The sequence below is a fragment of the Pseudomonas syringae genome, assembly GCF_021606685.1.
Lineage (GTDB): Bacteria > Pseudomonadota > Gammaproteobacteria > Pseudomonadales > Pseudomonadaceae > Aquipseudomonas > Aquipseudomonas syringae_R.
The window spans coordinates 102,790-118,140 of sequence record NZ_WKCB01000008.1 but is presented as its reverse complement, the minus strand read 5'-3'; the positions used below and the strand labels follow the sequence as shown (position 1 = coordinate 118,140).

Sequence of the window (15,351 nt, the reverse complement as noted above, 5' to 3'; positions counted from 1 at the left end):
GGCTTGCTCGCGAAGGCGGAGTGTCAGTCACTGAATAATTGACTGACACTCCGCCTTCGCGAGCAAGCCCGCTCCCACATTAGGTTTTGCGTACTTACAAGCCTATCGGGGTGGCCTCAAAGCGCACGCGGGGATGAGCAATCCGATCCTGCGCCCGCACCAGCTCCAGCTCGTAACTGGCGCAGGCCTGGGTTTCCAGCAGCACCTCATGCACCGCCGCCGCAGTGAACTCAAAGGCGGCCAACAGGCTGTCGCCCAGCAGTACACGCGCCAGGAACAGCCCCGAGGTCAGGTCGCCAACGCCCACCGGCTGACGCGGGAATGCCAACAGCGGCCTACGCAAGTGCCAGCTGCCCTCAGCGGTCACCAGCAGCATCTCGAAACCGTCCGGCAGCTTGCCCGGGTAATCCAGGTGTTTGACCAGTACGGCCTTGGGCCCGCGTGCCAGCAGGGCCTTGGCCATCGCCAGGCAATCGAACAGCGACTGCGGTTTACGCCCGGCAAAGCTGTCCAGCTCCAGCTGGTTGGGGCACAGGAAGTCGGCCATGGCGGCGGCTTCGTCGAGCAGAAAATCACTCACCTCCTGAGGCACGCTGCAACCCTTTTCCGGGTGGCCCATCACCGGGTCGCACAGGTACAGGGCCTTGGGGTTGATGGCCTTGATGCGCGCTACGCCGGTGAGGATGGCGCGGCCCTGGTCGGCACTGCCCAAGTAGCCGGACAGGATGGCATCGCAGTTGCCCAGCTCGCCAATCGCAGCGATGCCTTCCACCAATGCCGGAATCTGCTGCGGCGCCAACACTTCGCCCGCCCACTGACCATACTGTGTGTGGTTGGAGAACTGCACCGTGTTCAGCGGCCAGACGTTCACCCCGACCCGCTGCATGGGGAACACGGCGGCGCTGTTTCCGGCGTGGCCAAAGACCACATGAGACTGGATCGCAAGCAGATGAGGTGTGCGTTTCATGCAGGGGATTTCCGTAAAGCCATTGAAATTCTGGCCGCGCAGTATGCGACTAAACGCAGCCTGTACGACAGACCGGCGACACAGTTAAGCTGCCCTCACTTTGTTGGAGTTCTTCGCATGCTGACCCTGGGAAACATCTTCGTGTTGATGCTGCTGGCGACCGCTGCCGCCTGGGTGTGGCACAACCACGGCCTGCGCGAACGCGCGCTGGAGCGGGTCAAGCAGCATTGCGCCAAGCTCGATATCGAGCTGCTGGACGGTGCGGTGGCGCTCAAGCGCATCGGCTTTGTGAAGGATGCCAACGGTCGGCGGCGCCTGGCGCGGGTCTATAATTTTGAATTTACCGTGACCGGCGAAACCCGGCACGCGGGCGTCATCACCCAATTTGGCGCCCACAGTGCGCAGATCGAACTGGCGCCCTACCCGTTCGAGGCCAAGGAACCGCTGCCCAGCGCCGAAGTTATCGAACTGAGCCAATGGCGCCAGGACCACGCCACCAAGACCCGTCAGTAACGGCAGGCGGCCAGGGCGGCCTGCAATGCGGCCATGTCCTGTGGTGCGCTGAAGATCAACTCGATACGCGAGTCGCGGCGCCATTCACTGGGTTGCCAAATGAGCGGGCGGTTATCCACAGCGTTGGCGGACACCCAACCTTCGGCACTGTGGATAACCAGCTTGGCGCGGCGCCATTCAAGGCCTGACAGCCATTCATGCAGGCGCGGGGTGTCGAATTGCTGGCTCGGATGCCAGCGCCAGCCGATGCTCCAGCCGCCGTCCTGCGCCTGGCTCAGGCAGATCGGCTGTGTGGGATCAGTCCAAATGGCCGGCATTTGCGCAAGCCCCTTGGGCACCTCAAGGTTATCCACAGCGGCTTTAGCCTGCGCCGTGAGGCCGGGCAACTGGTCGAGGGGTAGTTGTGCCTGGCGCGTCCAATACAGCGGGCAATCGGGTAATTGTCGTTCGACGGCCTGGCGTTGCGCAGCCTCCAGCCCTTCCTCCTTGTTCAACACCAGCAGCCCGGCGCTGGCCAGTGCATCCTGCTGGGCTGGCGGTAAAGGCTTGCCCGCCGCCAGGGCTTGGGCATCCAGCACCAGCACGCAGGGTTGAACCGCCAGCACGGTCTGCCAGGGCGCTTCGCGCAATTGCTTGAGCAACTGCGCCGGATGCCCCAGGCCCGAAGGCTCGATAAACAGCCGGTCCGGCTTGGCCTTACGCAACAGGCGGCCCAGGCCTACCTGGAACGGTGCACCATTCACACAGCACAGGCAGCCGCCGGCGACTTCGCCCAGGGCAATGCCGTCGTCGTCCTGGGTGAGCAAGGCGGCATCCAGGCCGATCTGCCCGAACTCGTTGATCAATACCGCCCAACGCTCATTGGCCGGGCGCTGGCCGAGCAGGTGCTTGATCAGGCTGGTCTTGCCGGCGCCCAAAGGCCCGGCGATCACGTGGGTGGGAATGTTCTGCAGCATGAGGGGCATCATTCAGACCGTGTAGAGAGCTTGATCCTACCCGGTTATGCCAGCCAATCCAGCGTCAGGATCAAGCGACGTTCATCCGCCTTGAGGGCCGGCGAGCGATGGATCAGGCCGTAGCCCTCATTGCCGTGCCATTTTGTGCCTTTGAGCAAGGCCACTTCACCGCACTGGATCTGCTCGATGCGCTCGCGGGGTTCAGCATCAGGCTCGCTCAGCCTGCGACGGTCCATCACGCCTTCGCGCAGCCACTGGCTGCCGATGCCGGCATAGGTGGTGATCAGCCGCACCGGCACGTGGTCCACGTGAAAACGCGGGCACATGGCCTTGTCCAACAGCCGCAGGCGCACACCGATGCGCTTGGCACCGAGCAGGCACGCAAACGCGCTGACCAGCCACGACACATCGGCGATAAAGCCTTCGTAGCCTTCAAGATCACGGCAACTGGCCGCCAGACCGTGCAAATTCGGCTCGGCGTCCTCGCTGTTGAGTTCGATCACCATCGAGTCCGCCAACGGTTCGTTGAGCGCCACCAGCAACGCGCCAAACTCGGCAATGTGCAACGGCAGTTGGCGCTGCCACAGCGCCAGGTTGACGCCGTCTTCGAGGATCTCGGACAGCGCCAGCGGGGTTTCGCCGCGGGTTTGGCGGATCACTGGGCGTAACGCAATCACTTGGGCCAACATCAGGCGGCTGCCTCCTCATACCAGGGGCCAAAGGGGTCGGCCAGTTGGCGCCAACCTTCGACGCCCAGGGCCATTTCTGCATCGGTGAGCAAGCAGGCGTCCAGCTCGGCGCGCATCTGTGCGAAGTCGATGTTCTGCCCGATAAACACCAGTTCCTGGCGGCAATCGCCGGTGCTCAGTTGCCAGTTACCCATGATTGCCGCCACGCTTTCTTCGTCCTGTGGCCATTGGCTTTTCGGCACAAAACGCCACCAGCGCCCGGCAAACCCGTGGCGCATCAGGCCACCGGCCTGGGACCAGCTGCCGGCGTCCTGGTGCTTGCTGGCCAGCCAGAAGAAGCCCTTGGAGCGCAGCAGTTTGCCGTTGACCCACGGGCGGTCGATAAAGTCGAAAAAGCGTTGCGGGTGAAACGGACGACGCGCGCGATAGGCGGTGGAAGCGATACCGTACTCTTGGGTTTCCGGCACATGCTCGCCGCGCAGCTCCTGCAACCAGCCTGGGGCTTGGGCGGCACGTTCGAAGTCGAAACGGCCGGTGTTGAGGATCTTGTGCAGCGGCACTTCGCCCATGACCATCGGGATGATTTCCGCCTGGGCGTTGAGGCGCTCGAGGATCGCCATCAGCTCCTCGCGCTCGCGGCTGCTGATCAGGTCGATCTTGCTGATCAGGATCACGTCGGCGAATTCGATCTGCTCGATCAGCAGGTCGGTGATCGAGCGTTCGTCTTCTTCGCCGAGGGTTTCACCCCGCGAGGCCAGGCTTTCGGCGGCCTGGTAGTCGAGCAGGAAATTCATGCCGTCGACCACCGTGACCATGGTGTCCAGGCGCGCGATATCGGCGAGGCTTTGCTCGTTTTCATCGCGAAAGGTGAAGGTTTCGGCCACGGGCAAGGGTTCGGAAATGCCGGTGGATTCAATCAACAGGTAATCGAACCGACCTTCCTTGGCGAGTTTTCCGACTTCTAAAAGCAAGTCTTCCCGCAAGGTGCAGCAGATGCAGCCGTTGCTCATCTCCACCAGTTTTTCTTCAGAACGGTTGAGGGTGACGTCGCGCTGAACCTCGCTGCCGTCGATGTTGATTTCGCTCATGTCATTGACGATCACCGCCACCCGCAGGTTCTCGCGGTTACGCAGGACGTAGTTGAGCAGCGTGCTTTTACCGGCGCCGAGAAAGCCGGACAACACGGTAACGGGGAGACGATTGGGCATCAGGTATTCCTCATCAGGTTGGCCGGTCAGATCGCTCGTTTATGGCGTTCGCGCAGCTCTTCACGTTCTTTGGCTTCGATACACAGGGTGGCCGTGGGGCGCAGCAGCAGGCGTTGCAGGCCAATGGGCTCGCCGGTTTCGCGGCACCAGCCGTATTCGCCACGGGCCAGCAATTCCAGGGCGTCGTCGATCTTGTCCAACAGCTTTTTTTCGCGCTCCAGCAGGCGCAGTTGCCACTGGCGCTGTTCTTCGGCGCTGCCTACATCGGCGGGGTCGCTGTTGGTTTCCTGCTCGCGCAGCAGCTGGAACTCCGCGTCGATACGCGCTTGCAGCTCATTGCGCTGGGCCAGCAACAGCGCACGGAAGAAACCTTGCTGGGCTTCGTTCATGTAATCGGCGGGGGGCTGGGCCAGAAGGTCTTGTTCAGTCATGGAAGCTGTTCACGGGTCAGGCTGTTGTTTTATGTTATAGTATAACAATACAAATAAGCCAATCCCCCTTGCTCACCGCGACGAAGGGCGCAATGCTTGGCCCTCCCCCACCCCCCGAGAACCCCTATGAAATACCTGGTGTGCGCCCTGATATTGGCAGCGGCAGGCCCCGCCTGTGCCCAGGCACCGAGCCCGTTGGCCCACTGCACGCGCAGCGCCAACCTGCTGGCCTGCGTGGATCCGTTGGGCAATGCCTACAGCGTGGCGACGGTGGGCAGCACCACGTATTTGAGGGGGTTTGAGGTGATCGGCAAACGCTATTGGGCACAGACCAACAGTCGCTATGGGCAGCTGACGTTCTTCACCGGGTTGGCGTCGGATGGTGAAGCATGGGTCGGCTACACACGGCGCGTGGGCTGGACCACCCTCAACCGGTTCTCCAGCTCGGGGGGCGCCAGCGCCAAGTTCACCTGCAGCCGGATAACCGGCTGTTAGGCCTGGGCGTCTTTCTGTTCCTGCACCCAGGCCATGTAGCTATTCATTGGCGGGTTCTTCTGGAAGTATTTTTTCAGGCCCTCGAACAAGCCATCGGCAACCGCCTGTTGATGCCGCGCCGTGACCAGCCGCGCGCTGTCCCGGGCATTGGAGATAAACCCGGTTTCCACCAGGATCGACGGCACGTCCGGTGACTTGAGCACCGCGAACCCGGCCTGCTCCACGCGTTTCTGATGCAAGGAGGTGATGCCTTCCAGGCTGCCCAGGATCGAGCTGCCCAGCTGCAGGCTGGAGGCGATGGTGGCGTTCATCGACATGTCGAGAATCACCCCGGCCAACATCGGGTCCTTGTCCTTGAGGTTGAGCAAACTGGTAGCGCCCAGCAGGTCGGCGCCGTTTTCGCGTTGCGCCATGAACCGCGCAGTGGCGGACGTGGCGCCGCCTTCGGACAAGGCATACACCGAAGCGCCCGACGCGGTGATGCGCGGCGCCGCGTCGGCGTGCACCGAGATGAACATGTCGGCGTTGTGCTTGTGGGCAATTTCCACGCGCTTGCGCAGCGGCACAAAGAAGTCGTCGTTGCGCACCAGCTTCACGTCGAAGCCCTTCTCGCGCTTCAAGCGTTTGGCCAGCAGTTGGGCGATGGACAGCACCACGTCTTTTTCGCGCTGCCCCTTGGAGCCGACGGCGCCGGGGTCCTTGCCGCCGTGGCCGGGGTCGACCACCACGATGATGTCGCGCTTGGGATGCGCCTTATCCACCGGCGGTGAGGGTTGGGCTGCAATGTGGCGAGGCACCTGAGTAACGCTGCGAAGGTCCAGCACCAGGCGATGGCCTTGGCCATCCTGAGGCGGCAATAGAAAGCTGTTGAGCTGCATCGGCGCGGCCAGGTTCAGCACAATCCTCGTATCGCCTTTGCCGAAATGCCCGGAGCGTATCGACGTAATGCCGCTGTTCTCCAAAGCCAACTGAGAAAAATCACCACTGAGGCCAGCGCCGCTGAGGTCGATGATCAGGCGTTCGGGCGCACTCAGGGAAAAGGTTTTGTATTGCACCGGCCCGCTGAGGTCGAACACCAGCCGCAGCTTGTCCTCCGAGCGCCACAGGCGGGCGTTGCGGATCTGCGCTGCCGACGCGGTGAAGGGCAAGGTGAACAGGGGGCTCGCCAGAAGCAGGTTAAGGAGCTGACGTCTGTGCATGACAAATACCGCAAATAGAGGAGCGTCCCTACTCGACATGACTGAGAAAAGGCCGGAGCAGAAAAATCTTCGTCGACTCAATGGTTATAATATAACATGTCTTTTTATTTCCAACGATGGACCTGCTCATGAATGCGCTGACTCTGCCGGATATCGCCGCGCAGGCTTCACGCCAAGCCTTGCCACTCGATTGGGTAGGCATGTGCGGCATCGCCCTGCCGATCCTTATCGATGGCCAACACCTGACCGCCACTGCCGATGCAGGCGTCAGCCTTGACGATGGCAGCGCCCGTGGCATCCATATGTCACGCCTGTACCTGGCGTTGGAAATGCTCGATCAGCAGGCCCTTACGCCCGCACTTCTGCGTAATGTACTGCAGCGTTTTCTCGACAGTCATGAAGGTTTATCTGAGAACGCCTACCTGCGGATCCACACCGATTTGCTGCTCAAACGCACGGCGCTGGTCAGCCCATTGGCCGGCTGGAAGCGCTACCCGGTGAGCATCGAAGCGCGTTTGGAAAATCAGATGTTCCACGTGGAACTAAAAATTGACGTTACCTATTCCTCAACCTGCCCTTGCTCAGCTGCGCTCGCCAGGCAGTTGATTCAGCAGCAATTTCTTCAAGACTTTGCCAACACGCCGTTGCAGCATGAAGACGTACTGACCTGGCTCGGCAGTGCTGATGGCATTGTCGCTACGCCCCATAGCCAACGCAGCAGCGCGCAGTTGCATGTCCAGCTGCAAGGCGACCAACTGCCGCTTACCGCGTTGATCGATAACGTCGAAGCCGCCCTCGGCACCGCCGTGCAAACCGCCGTGAAACGTGCGGACGAACAAGCCTTCGCCCTGGCCAACGGGCAGAACCTGATGTTCTGCGAAGACGCCGCCCGCCGCCTGAACCTCGCCTTGAAACGCTCGGATGCCGTCAAAGCCTTCCACCTCAAAGTGATCCACGCCGAAAGCCTGCACGCGCACGATGCCGTGGCTGAAAGCCGCTGGACGAGACACTCTGCATGATCACCTGCAACGCCCTGCGCTGGGGCGCTCCCGGCCAACCGCTGACGCCCGCAGTCGATTTCACCCTGGAACAAGGCAGCCTCACCGGCGTGATCGGCCCCAACGGCTGCGGTAAAAGCAGCCTGCTCAAAGTCATCGCCGGCCTGCAAAAGCCCTTGGCCGGCAAGGTCACCGTGCAGGTGCCACGGCGCGGCGGCCTGGCGTTCCTGCCCCAGCAGCAGCACCTCGATCGCCAATTCCCAATCAGCCTGCAAGAGCTGGTGGCTGCCGGTTTTTGGGGCACCCAGCTCACCCCGCAACAACGCAGCCTGCGTTTACACGCCGTGCTGGAAGACTGGTGCCTCAGTGGCCTGGAACAACGCCCCTTGATGGCCTTGTCTGGCGGCCAGTTGCAACGCGCCCTGCTCGCCCGCATGAGCCTGGCCGATTCGCCAGTGTTGCTGCTCGACGAACCGCATGCCGCGCTCGACGAAGATGGCCAGGCGCTGTGCTGGAAACACATCCACGCCTGGCACGATGAAGGCCGTACGCTGGTGGTGGTGTGTCATGACCTCGCCTCCGTGCGCCACCACACCCCGCAAGTGCTGCAGGTCAAAAGCACAGGTTGCGTGTTCGGCGCGAGCAAAGAACTGATCCGCCCGCAACCTCAGATGCAGGTGGCCTGATGCACTTCGCCGCACACCTGTGGATGCCTTTTTGCGACTTTGTGTTCATGCGCCGCGCCCTGATCGGCGGGCTGGTGCTTGCCTGCAGTACCGCGCCGCTGGGGGTGTTTCTGATCCTGCGCCGCATGAGCCTGATTGGTGACGCCGTGGCCCATGGCATCCTGCCCGGCGCCGCCCTGGGCTTCTGGTTCGCCGGGCTCAGCCTGCCCGCATTGACCATCGGCGGCCTCGGCGCCGGGCTGAGCATGGCCGGTTTGTCGGCATGGATCACTCGCCGCACCGGCCTGCGCGAAGACGCGAGCCTGGCCGCCATCTACCCGATCTCCCTGGCTGCCGGTGTGCTGATCCTCGGCATTGCCGGCAAGCGCCTGGACCTGCTGCACCTGCTCTTCGGCTCGGCGCTGGCGGTCGATGAAACCACCCTGACCGGCATGCTCTGGGTCAGCGGCTTCAGCCTGATTGCAATGGGGCTGATCTACAAACCGTTGCTGCTGGACACCCTCGACCCGTTGTTCCTGCAGACCGTCAGCCGCCTCGGCCCACTGGCCCACGGGCTGTTTTTGACCCTAGTGGTGCTGAACCTGGTGATCGGCTTCCAGGCCATCGGCGCCTTGATGGTGGTAGGCATGATGATGTTGCCGGCCATTGCTTCACGTTTCTGGAGCCGGCGCCTGCCGGTGTTGATCGCAATATCGGCGGTGCTGGGATGCCTGTCGGTGTGGCTGGGCTTGTTGCTCTCGTTCTACTACTCACTGCCCAGCGGCCCGGCGATTGTGCTGGTGGCCGGGGCTGGGTACCTGTTGTCCGTGGTCTTTGGTCCGGTGCACGGCTTGCTGCGCCGTGCGCCCTTGCTTACATCCCAATGAGGTGTTTCCCGATGCGCGCTCTACTCGTGCTGTTCAGTCTCGTCCTGTGCTTATCGACGGCTCAGGCCGCCGACAAACTCCAAGTGGTTACCAGCTTCAGTATTCTCGATGACATCACCCACCAGATCGGCGGTGATCACATCCAGATCAGCAACATGGTCGGCCCCGATGCCGATGCGCACACCTACGAGCCAACCCCCGACGACGCCAAGGCGCTGCTCAAGGCCAAGCTGATCATCAAGAACGGCCTTGGCTTCGAGCCCTGGCTGGACCGCCTGGTCAGCAGCACCGAAACCAAGGCCACCGTGGTCACCGCCAGCAAAGGCGTGATTTCCCACACCATGGAGGAAGACGGCGAAACCATCCCCGACCCACACGCCTGGCATAACCTGGCCAACGCCGAAATCTACGTCAACAACATCACCAAGGCCCTGATCGCCGCCGACCCGGCCAACAAGGCCGACTACCTGCGCACCAGCCAGGCCTACCTCAAGGAGATCTACCGGCTGCTCGCCCAAGCCAAGGCCCGGTTCGGCGCCCTGCCACCGGGCAACCGCCGCATCGTCACCTCCCATGACGCTTTCGGTTACCTGGGCCAGGCCTATGGCATTCAGTTCCTCGCCCCCCAAGGCTTGTCGACCGAGCGTGAACCGTCCGCCGCCGAAGTCGCTGCGCTGATCACCCAGATTCGCAAAGACAAGGTCAAGGCCGTGTTCATGGAGAACATCAAGGACTCGCGCCTGCTCAAGCAGATCGCGGATGAAAGCGGCGCGCAGATCGGCGGCACGCTGTACTCCGACGCCCTCGCCGCAGAAGGCCCGGCCAGCACCTTCACCGGGCTGTTCGAATACAACCTCAACACCCTCTGCGCTGCACTGAGCCAACCATGATCCGCAAGAACCCTTCCGGCGATCTGCCGGTCATTGCCGAATCGGCCTACGTCGACAAAACCGCGATCATCTGCGGCAAGGTCATCATCGGCGAGAACGTGTTCGTCGGCCCCTACGCCGTGATCCGCGCGGATGAAGTCGACGCCAGCGGCGCCATGGACCCGATCACCATTGGCGCCAATTCGAACATCCAGGACGGCGTGGTTATCCACTCCAAGTCCGGCGCGGCAGTGACCATTGGCGAGTTCACTTCGATCGCGCATCGCTCCATCGTCCACGGCCCCTGCACGGTTGGCGACCGCGTGTTCATAGGCTTTAACAGCGTGCTGTTCAACTGCGCCGTGGGCGACGGCTGCGTGGTGCGTCACAACTCGGTGGTCGACGGCCGCGACTTGCCCGCCGCCTTCTACGTGCCCTCCACCACCCGCATCGGGCCGAATACCGACCTGTCGCAATTCCCGCCGGTGAGCGTCAGCGCCTCGGAATTTTCTGAAGACGTGGCCCGCACCAACGTCGACCTGGTGCGCGGCTACAAAGCCCTGCAAAACGAGTTCTGAACCATGAGCCGCCTGCTGATCCGCAATGCCCGCCTGGTGAATGAAGGCCAGGAATTCGACGCCGATGTGCTCATCGGCAATGGCCGTATCGAGAAGATCGCCAGCAGCATCGAAGGCTGCAACGCGCCCGTGGCCATCGACGCGCAGGGCCAGTGGTTGCTGCCCGGCATGATCGATGACCAAGTGCACTTTCGCGAGCCCGGCGCGCCGGACAAGGGCAGCTTCTACAGCGAATCCCGGGCTGCAGTGGCAGGCGGCATCACCAGTTTCATGGACATGCCCAACACCCAGCCGGCCACCCTGAACCTGGAAGCGCTGGCCGATAAAAAGCGCCGCGCCGCTTTGCACTCAGTGGCCAACTACGGCTTTCACTTTGGGGTGAGCAACGACAACCTCGACACCGTCGCCGCCCTCGACCCGTGCGAAGTGGCCGGGGTCAAAGTGTTCATGGGTGCCTCCACCGGCAATATGCTGGTGGATGACCCGCGCATTCTGGAACGCCTGTTCGCCGAGGTGCCGACCATCCTGCTGGCCCACTGCGAACACACGCCGAGCATCCTGGCCAACGAACAGCGCCTGCGCGAACGCTTCGGCGACAAGATCCCGGCCGTCGCTCACCCGCTGATCCGGGATGCCGAGGCGTGTTATCGCTCGTCGTCTTATGCGGTGGAGTTGGCCAAGCGCTTTGGTACGCGCCTGCATGTGCTGCACTTGACCAGCGCCCGTGAACTGCAGCTGTTCGAAGACAAGCCGCTGGCGGACAAACGCATCACCGCCGAAGTCTGCGTGCACCACCTGCTGTTTGATGACCACGACTATCACCGCCTCGGCCACCAGATCAAATGCAACCCGGCGATCAAGACCCGCGCCGACCGCGACGCCCTGCGTGCAGCCTTGTTGAGTGACCGTCTGGACGTGATTGGCACTGACCATGCGCCGCATACCTGGGCACAAAAACAGTTGGGGTATCGTCAAGCGCCGTCGGGGTTACCGCTGGTGCAGCACGCGCTGCCGGCGTTGTTGGAGTTGGTGGCCGACGGGCTGCTGCCCCTGACCACCCTGGTGGCCAAAACCAGCCATCGGGTCGCTGACCTGTTCGCCATCCCGGACCGAGGTTATCTGCGCGAAGGGTATTGGGCCGACCTGGTGTTGATCAAGCCCGAACCCGCCGGCAAGCCGGTCAGCAGCCAGCCGATCCTTGCTCGCTGCGGCTGGACGCCGTTTGCCGAGCGCAGCTTTCGTCACAGCGTCAGCACCACGCTGGTGTCAGGCCACCTGGCCTGGCACAACGGCCAGGTGGTCGACAGTTGCCAGGGCTTACCCCTGCACTTTCTGCGTTAAGCGCGTGGTTTGACCGTTCCGCAGTCGGTACCCAGCCATTGCGCGTGGCTGTCCAGGCTGCCCTTCTGCTGGACACCGGTGGCATTGAAGGTGCCGTTGACGGTGGTGGTGAATTCCTTCTGGCTTTGGAAAGTCGCCACGCCAGTGCCCTGGGCTTTCGGACAGCTGAAACGGAATTTCCACTGGTTGCCGGTCTTGTCGGTCACTTCCTGTTTGCAGCCCGATTGCGGGTCGGTCAGGGGGATCGAGTCAGAGGCCACCTGGGCCGGCGTAAGGCATACCTGTACGCCTTTACCGGCCATGGTGATGCCTTGTTTTTCCAGCATCGCGCGCTGTTCCGGGGTCATCTGTTGCTTGAGCTGACCGAGGATCAGCGACAGGTCCGGCAGGTCCTGGTTATCAACTTTCATATTGCTGGTGGTCAATTCCCACAAGCCCGGCGCCAGCATCTGCGCCTGTGCGGCCACCGGCAGCGACAAACCAATAACCATGGCTAAACCAAGCAGACGAGCATTCATCGGGTAACTCCTGGGTAATTGTGGGCGTTAGACGTCGCGAAAGCGCCAGTGTTGCACGGCAAATAAAATAGCGACATTCGTAGCCGTTCATGGTCTGTTAGGCACTGGATTGTCTGGAGTGATGTCGTTCATGGATTTTTTTGGCCCGCACCTGCTCGCCTACTTCATTGCCACGTTGCACTTTCTCGGAACCCTCGCCGCGATCCACGCGGTGCTGACCGTCAGGACCGCCCAAGGCTCGATCGCCTGGGCCCTGTCGCTGATGTTCATGCCCTACCTCACGCTGATCCCCTACCTGATTTTCGGCCGCAGTACCTTCGACGCGTATATCCAGGCGCGGCGTCAGGCCAACCAGGAAATGCACACCGCCATCACCGAGCTGAACTGGCGCCCGTGGGTCGAGGAGGCCCTGGCCGCGCGCAACTCCAGCGCCTATGCGTCCCTGCGCGCCATGCCCAAGCTGGGCCGCATGCCATGCCTGGCCAACAATGAAGTGCAGCTGCTGATCAATGGCGATGCCACCTTCAGCGCAATCTTCGAGGCCATTCGCAACGCGAAGACCGCCGTGCTGTTCCAGTTTTTCATCATCCATGACGATGAGCTTGGCAGACAGCTACATGCTTTGCTGAAGGAAAAGGCTGCACAAGGCGTAAGCATCTACGTGCTCTACGACCGCATCGGCAGCCACGCCCTGCCCCATCGCTACGTCCAGTCGCTGCGCGACGCCGGGGTGCAGGTCAAGGCATTCGCCACCCGCAGCGGCTGGCTCAATCGCTTCCAGGTCAACTTCCGCAACCATCGCAAGATCGTGGTGGTGGACGGCCTGACCGGGTTCGTCGGCGGGCATAACGTCGGCGATGAATACCTGGGCAAAAAACCGCCACTGGCGCCGTGGCGCGATACCCACGTGCAAGTCACCGGCCCAGTCGTGGCGTGCCTGCAGGAATCGTTCGCCGAAGATTGGTTCTGGGCCGCACGCGAGTTGCCGCCGCTGATCTTGCCGGACGCCTACCCCGAAGACGGTGTGCTCTGCCAATTGCTTGCCAGCGGCCCGGCCGATCCGTATGAAACCTGCTCGCTGTTTTTCGTCGAGGCCATCCATGCGGCGACCGAGCGCGTGTGGATCACCAGCCCGTATTTCATCCCCGACGAAGCCGTGTTTGCCGCGCTGCGCCTGGCGGTGCTGCGCGGCGTCGATGTGCGCCTGTTGCTGCCCTCACGGCCCGACCACCGTATCGTCTACGCCGCCTCCAGCCTTTACGCGATTGAAGCGGTACGCGCTGGCGTGCGAGTGTTCCGCTACACGCCGGGCTTTCTGCATCAGAAGGTGGTGCTGGTGGACAGCGAAATCAGCGCGATTGGCAGTGCGAACATGGACAACCGTTCGTTCCGGCTGAATTTTGAAGTGATGTTGCTCACCGTCGACGAAGCGTTCGCCAAACAAGTCGAGCACATGCTGCTGGACGACTTTGCCCTGGCCCATGAAGTCAGCCAGGAAGAAAGCCGCGAAACCCGCCGCCTGCAGCAGCTGGGCATGCGGGTGGCGCGGCTTATTTCACCGATTCTCTAACAAACGCCGAAGATCTGAATGTGGGAGGGGCGGTGCGACGATTCGACTTGCCCCCGATAGCGGTGTATCAGTGCCAGATCAGCTGGCTGACGTACCGCTATCGGGGGCAAGTCGAATCGTCGCACCGCCCCTCCCACATTTTTACCGAGTTGTTTGCCTAACCGAAATTCAGCGGTAGATATCCTCCCGCGTCCACGGCAGTTCATGGCTGCCATCGGCATGGGGTTTCACCGCCAGGATCTGGTGCAGGTTGATCCAGCCCCGGGCAAACGCATAGGCGCAACCGGCCAGGTACAGCCGCCAGATGCGCAACGCCTGTTCGGGCACCATCTTCGCCGCCGCTTCCAGGTTGTCTTCCAGGCGCTCGCTCCAATGGTCCAGGGTGCGCGCGTAGTGCAAGCGCAGGCTTTCGACGTCGACCACTTCCAGCCCGACTTCGCTGAGCTCGGCAGTCATCATCGCCAAGTGCGGCAACTCGCCGTTGGGGAACACATAACGCTCGATAAAATCCCCGGCGCCACGGCCCACTGGGCGGCCGTCAGTGTGCTTGGCGGTAATGCCATGGTTCATCACCAGGCCGCCTTCACGCACCGCGCCGAACAAGGTCTTGCTGTACTCCGCCAGGTTGGCGTGGCCCACATGCTCGAACATGCCCACGCTCACCACTTTGTCGAACCGGCCGTCCTGGGGCAGGTCGCGGTAATCCAGCAGTTGCAGGTCGACCTGGTCTTCCAGGCCTTCGGCCTTCACCCGCTCCCGGGCCAGTGCCAACTGCTCTTTGCTCAGCGTGATGCCAAACACCTTGACCCCGAACTCCCGCGCCGCAAACCGTGCCAGCCCGCCCCAACCGCAGCCTACGTCGAGCAAATACTCCCCAGGCTGCAGCCGCAATTTACGGCACAGGTGGCGGAATTTGTCTTGTTGGGCCTGGTCGATGGATTCGCTGCCGGTTTCGAAATACCCGCAGGAGTACGCCATGTCCTGGTCCAGCCACAGCTGGTAGAACTCGTTGGACAGGTCGTAATGGTAGGAAATGGCTGCTGCATCAGTGGCCTTGTCGTGGATCGAGCGCACGGGACGACGGTCTTCATCGTCGTCGATCAGGGCGTGACTCAACTCATCACAAACCCGAATGACCTCGGAGATAGAGCCTTCCAGCTCCAGTTTGCCCTCGACGAAGGCTTCGCCCAGTGAGTCGAGCGTGGGATGGGTCAGTTGAGTGACGACGGTGGGGTCCTTCACCACGATGGTCACACTGGGCTCTGGGCCCAAGTTGAATTCATGGCCGTCCCAGAGTCGAAGACGCAGCGGTAGCTGAAGATTCTGTAAGGCCGGTGGAAGTTGCGCGAGCATGAGTAGTCCCCCCTTGTTTCAGACGTCTGCTGTGAGGGTAGACCATCCCAAGACAAAGTAGGAGGCTATCGATTTCATAGCGTTCCTCTATGGAGCCCGGCGCCCTCTACACGA

At 62.1% G+C, this 15,351-nt stretch carries 17 protein-coding genes; 9 read left to right on the top strand and 8 right to left on the bottom strand.

The window, feature by feature from the left end; all coding sequences use genetic code 11:
- Window positions 1–94 precede the first annotated feature (94 nt).
- Window positions 95–967, bottom strand: a complete 873-nt coding sequence (gene pdxY, locus GIW02_RS05650; RefSeq protein WP_236417685.1) for a pyridoxal kinase PdxY — start codon at window positions 965–967, stop codon at window positions 95–97.
- 117 nt (window positions 968–1,084) lie between these two features.
- On the opposite strand from pdxY, the gene GIW02_RS05645 reads away from it, so the two are divergent.
- On the top strand, window positions 1,085–1,480 hold the full coding sequence (locus GIW02_RS05645; protein WP_236417687.1) for a DUF3301 domain-containing protein: 396 nt from the start codon (window positions 1,085–1,087) through the stop codon (window positions 1,478–1,480).
- Here GIW02_RS05645 and GIW02_RS05640 read toward each other — a convergent pair.
- From GIW02_RS05640 to dksA, 4 genes are read right to left on the bottom strand one after another with little or no spacing between them, the layout of a single operon-like run.
- Entirely contained in the window at window positions 1,474–2,436 is a 963-nt protein-coding gene (locus tag GIW02_RS05640; RefSeq protein WP_236417688.1) for a CobW-like GTP-binding protein, read from the bottom strand. The genes GIW02_RS05645 and GIW02_RS05640 overlap by 7 nt on opposite strands.
- A gap of 44 nt (window positions 2,437–2,480) precedes the next feature.
- Window positions 2,481–3,125 (bottom strand): DUF1826 domain-containing protein, encoded by a 645-nt coding sequence (locus tag GIW02_RS05635; protein ID WP_236417690.1) that lies wholly within the window; start codon window positions 3,123–3,125, stop codon window positions 2,481–2,483.
- On the bottom strand, window positions 3,125–4,333 hold the full coding sequence (zigA, locus tag GIW02_RS05630; RefSeq protein ID WP_236417691.1) for a zinc metallochaperone GTPase ZigA: 1,209 nt from the start codon (window positions 4,331–4,333) through the stop codon (window positions 3,125–3,127). Before zigA ends, GIW02_RS05635 begins: the two co-directional genes overlap by 1 nt.
- Before the next feature lie 26 nt (window positions 4,334–4,359).
- The gene (gene dksA / locus GIW02_RS05625; protein ID WP_236417692.1) at window positions 4,360–4,764 is read right to left on the bottom strand and encodes an RNA polymerase-binding protein DksA; all 405 of its coding nucleotides are present in this window, start codon (window positions 4,762–4,764) and stop codon (window positions 4,360–4,362) included.
- A 126-nt stretch (window positions 4,765–4,890) separates the two neighbouring features.
- Here dksA and GIW02_RS05620 point away from each other — a divergent pair, with 126 nt between their 5' ends.
- A complete protein-coding gene (locus tag GIW02_RS05620) occupies window positions 4,891–5,259 on the top strand; it encodes a glutamine synthetase (protein WP_236417694.1) in 369 nt (122 codons plus the stop codon).
- Here GIW02_RS05620 and GIW02_RS05615 read toward each other — a convergent pair.
- Window positions 5,256–6,458 (bottom strand): N-acetylmuramoyl-L-alanine amidase, encoded by a 1,203-nt coding sequence (locus tag GIW02_RS05615; protein WP_236417695.1) that lies wholly within the window; start codon window positions 6,456–6,458, stop codon window positions 5,256–5,258. The genes GIW02_RS05620 and GIW02_RS05615 overlap by 4 nt on opposite strands.
- A gap of 128 nt (window positions 6,459–6,586) precedes the next feature.
- On the opposite strand from GIW02_RS05615, the gene folE2 reads away from it, so the two are divergent.
- The 6 genes from folE2 to GIW02_RS05585 are packed head-to-tail and all read left to right on the top strand — an operon-like array spanning window position 6,587 to window position 11,796.
- Window positions 6,587–7,477, top strand: a complete 891-nt coding sequence (gene folE2 / locus GIW02_RS05610) for a GTP cyclohydrolase FolE2 (RefSeq protein ID WP_236417697.1) — start codon at window positions 6,587–6,589, stop codon at window positions 7,475–7,477.
- Entirely contained in the window at window positions 7,474–8,142 is a 669-nt protein-coding gene (locus tag GIW02_RS05605; protein ID WP_236417701.1) for an ATP-binding cassette domain-containing protein, read from the top strand. Before folE2 ends, GIW02_RS05605 begins: the two co-directional genes overlap by 4 nt.
- Window positions 8,142–9,008 (top strand): metal ABC transporter permease, encoded by an 867-nt coding sequence (locus tag GIW02_RS05600; RefSeq protein ID WP_236417703.1) that lies wholly within the window; start codon window positions 8,142–8,144, stop codon window positions 9,006–9,008. The genes GIW02_RS05605 and GIW02_RS05600 overlap by 1 nt, the downstream gene beginning before the upstream one ends.
- A gap of 11 nt (window positions 9,009–9,019) precedes the next feature.
- Window positions 9,020–9,898, top strand: a complete 879-nt coding sequence (locus GIW02_RS05595) for a metal ABC transporter substrate-binding protein (RefSeq protein WP_236417705.1) — start codon at window positions 9,020–9,022, stop codon at window positions 9,896–9,898.
- Window positions 9,895–10,455, top strand: a complete 561-nt coding sequence (locus GIW02_RS05590) for a gamma carbonic anhydrase family protein (protein WP_005792581.1) — start codon at window positions 9,895–9,897, stop codon at window positions 10,453–10,455. The genes GIW02_RS05595 and GIW02_RS05590 overlap by 4 nt, the downstream gene beginning before the upstream one ends.
- A gap of 3 nt (window positions 10,456–10,458) precedes the next feature.
- Entirely contained in the window at window positions 10,459–11,796 is a 1,338-nt protein-coding gene (locus GIW02_RS05585; RefSeq protein ID WP_236417707.1) for a dihydroorotase, read from the top strand.
- On the opposite strand, the gene GIW02_RS05580 is transcribed toward GIW02_RS05585, so the two are convergent.
- Window positions 11,793–12,314: a DUF3617 domain-containing protein gene (locus tag GIW02_RS05580; protein WP_236417709.1), complete on the bottom strand. Its 522-nt coding sequence runs from the start codon at window positions 12,312–12,314 to the stop codon at window positions 11,793–11,795. The two genes, GIW02_RS05585 and GIW02_RS05580, sit on opposite strands and share 4 nt — an antisense overlap.
- Window positions 12,315–12,444: 130 nt before the next feature.
- Here GIW02_RS05580 and cls point away from each other — a divergent pair, with 130 nt between their 5' ends.
- On the top strand, window positions 12,445–13,884 hold the full coding sequence (gene cls / locus GIW02_RS05575; RefSeq protein ID WP_236417710.1) for a cardiolipin synthase: 1,440 nt from the start codon (window positions 12,445–12,447) through the stop codon (window positions 13,882–13,884).
- A gap of 168 nt (window positions 13,885–14,052) precedes the next feature.
- On the opposite strand, the gene cfaB is transcribed toward cls, so the two are convergent.
- Complete coding sequence (cfaB, locus tag GIW02_RS05570; RefSeq protein WP_236410557.1) at window positions 14,053–15,237, bottom strand: C17 cyclopropane fatty acid synthase CfaB; 1,185 nt, start codon at window positions 15,235–15,237, stop codon at window positions 14,053–14,055.
- Window positions 15,238–15,351 lie beyond the last annotated feature (114 nt).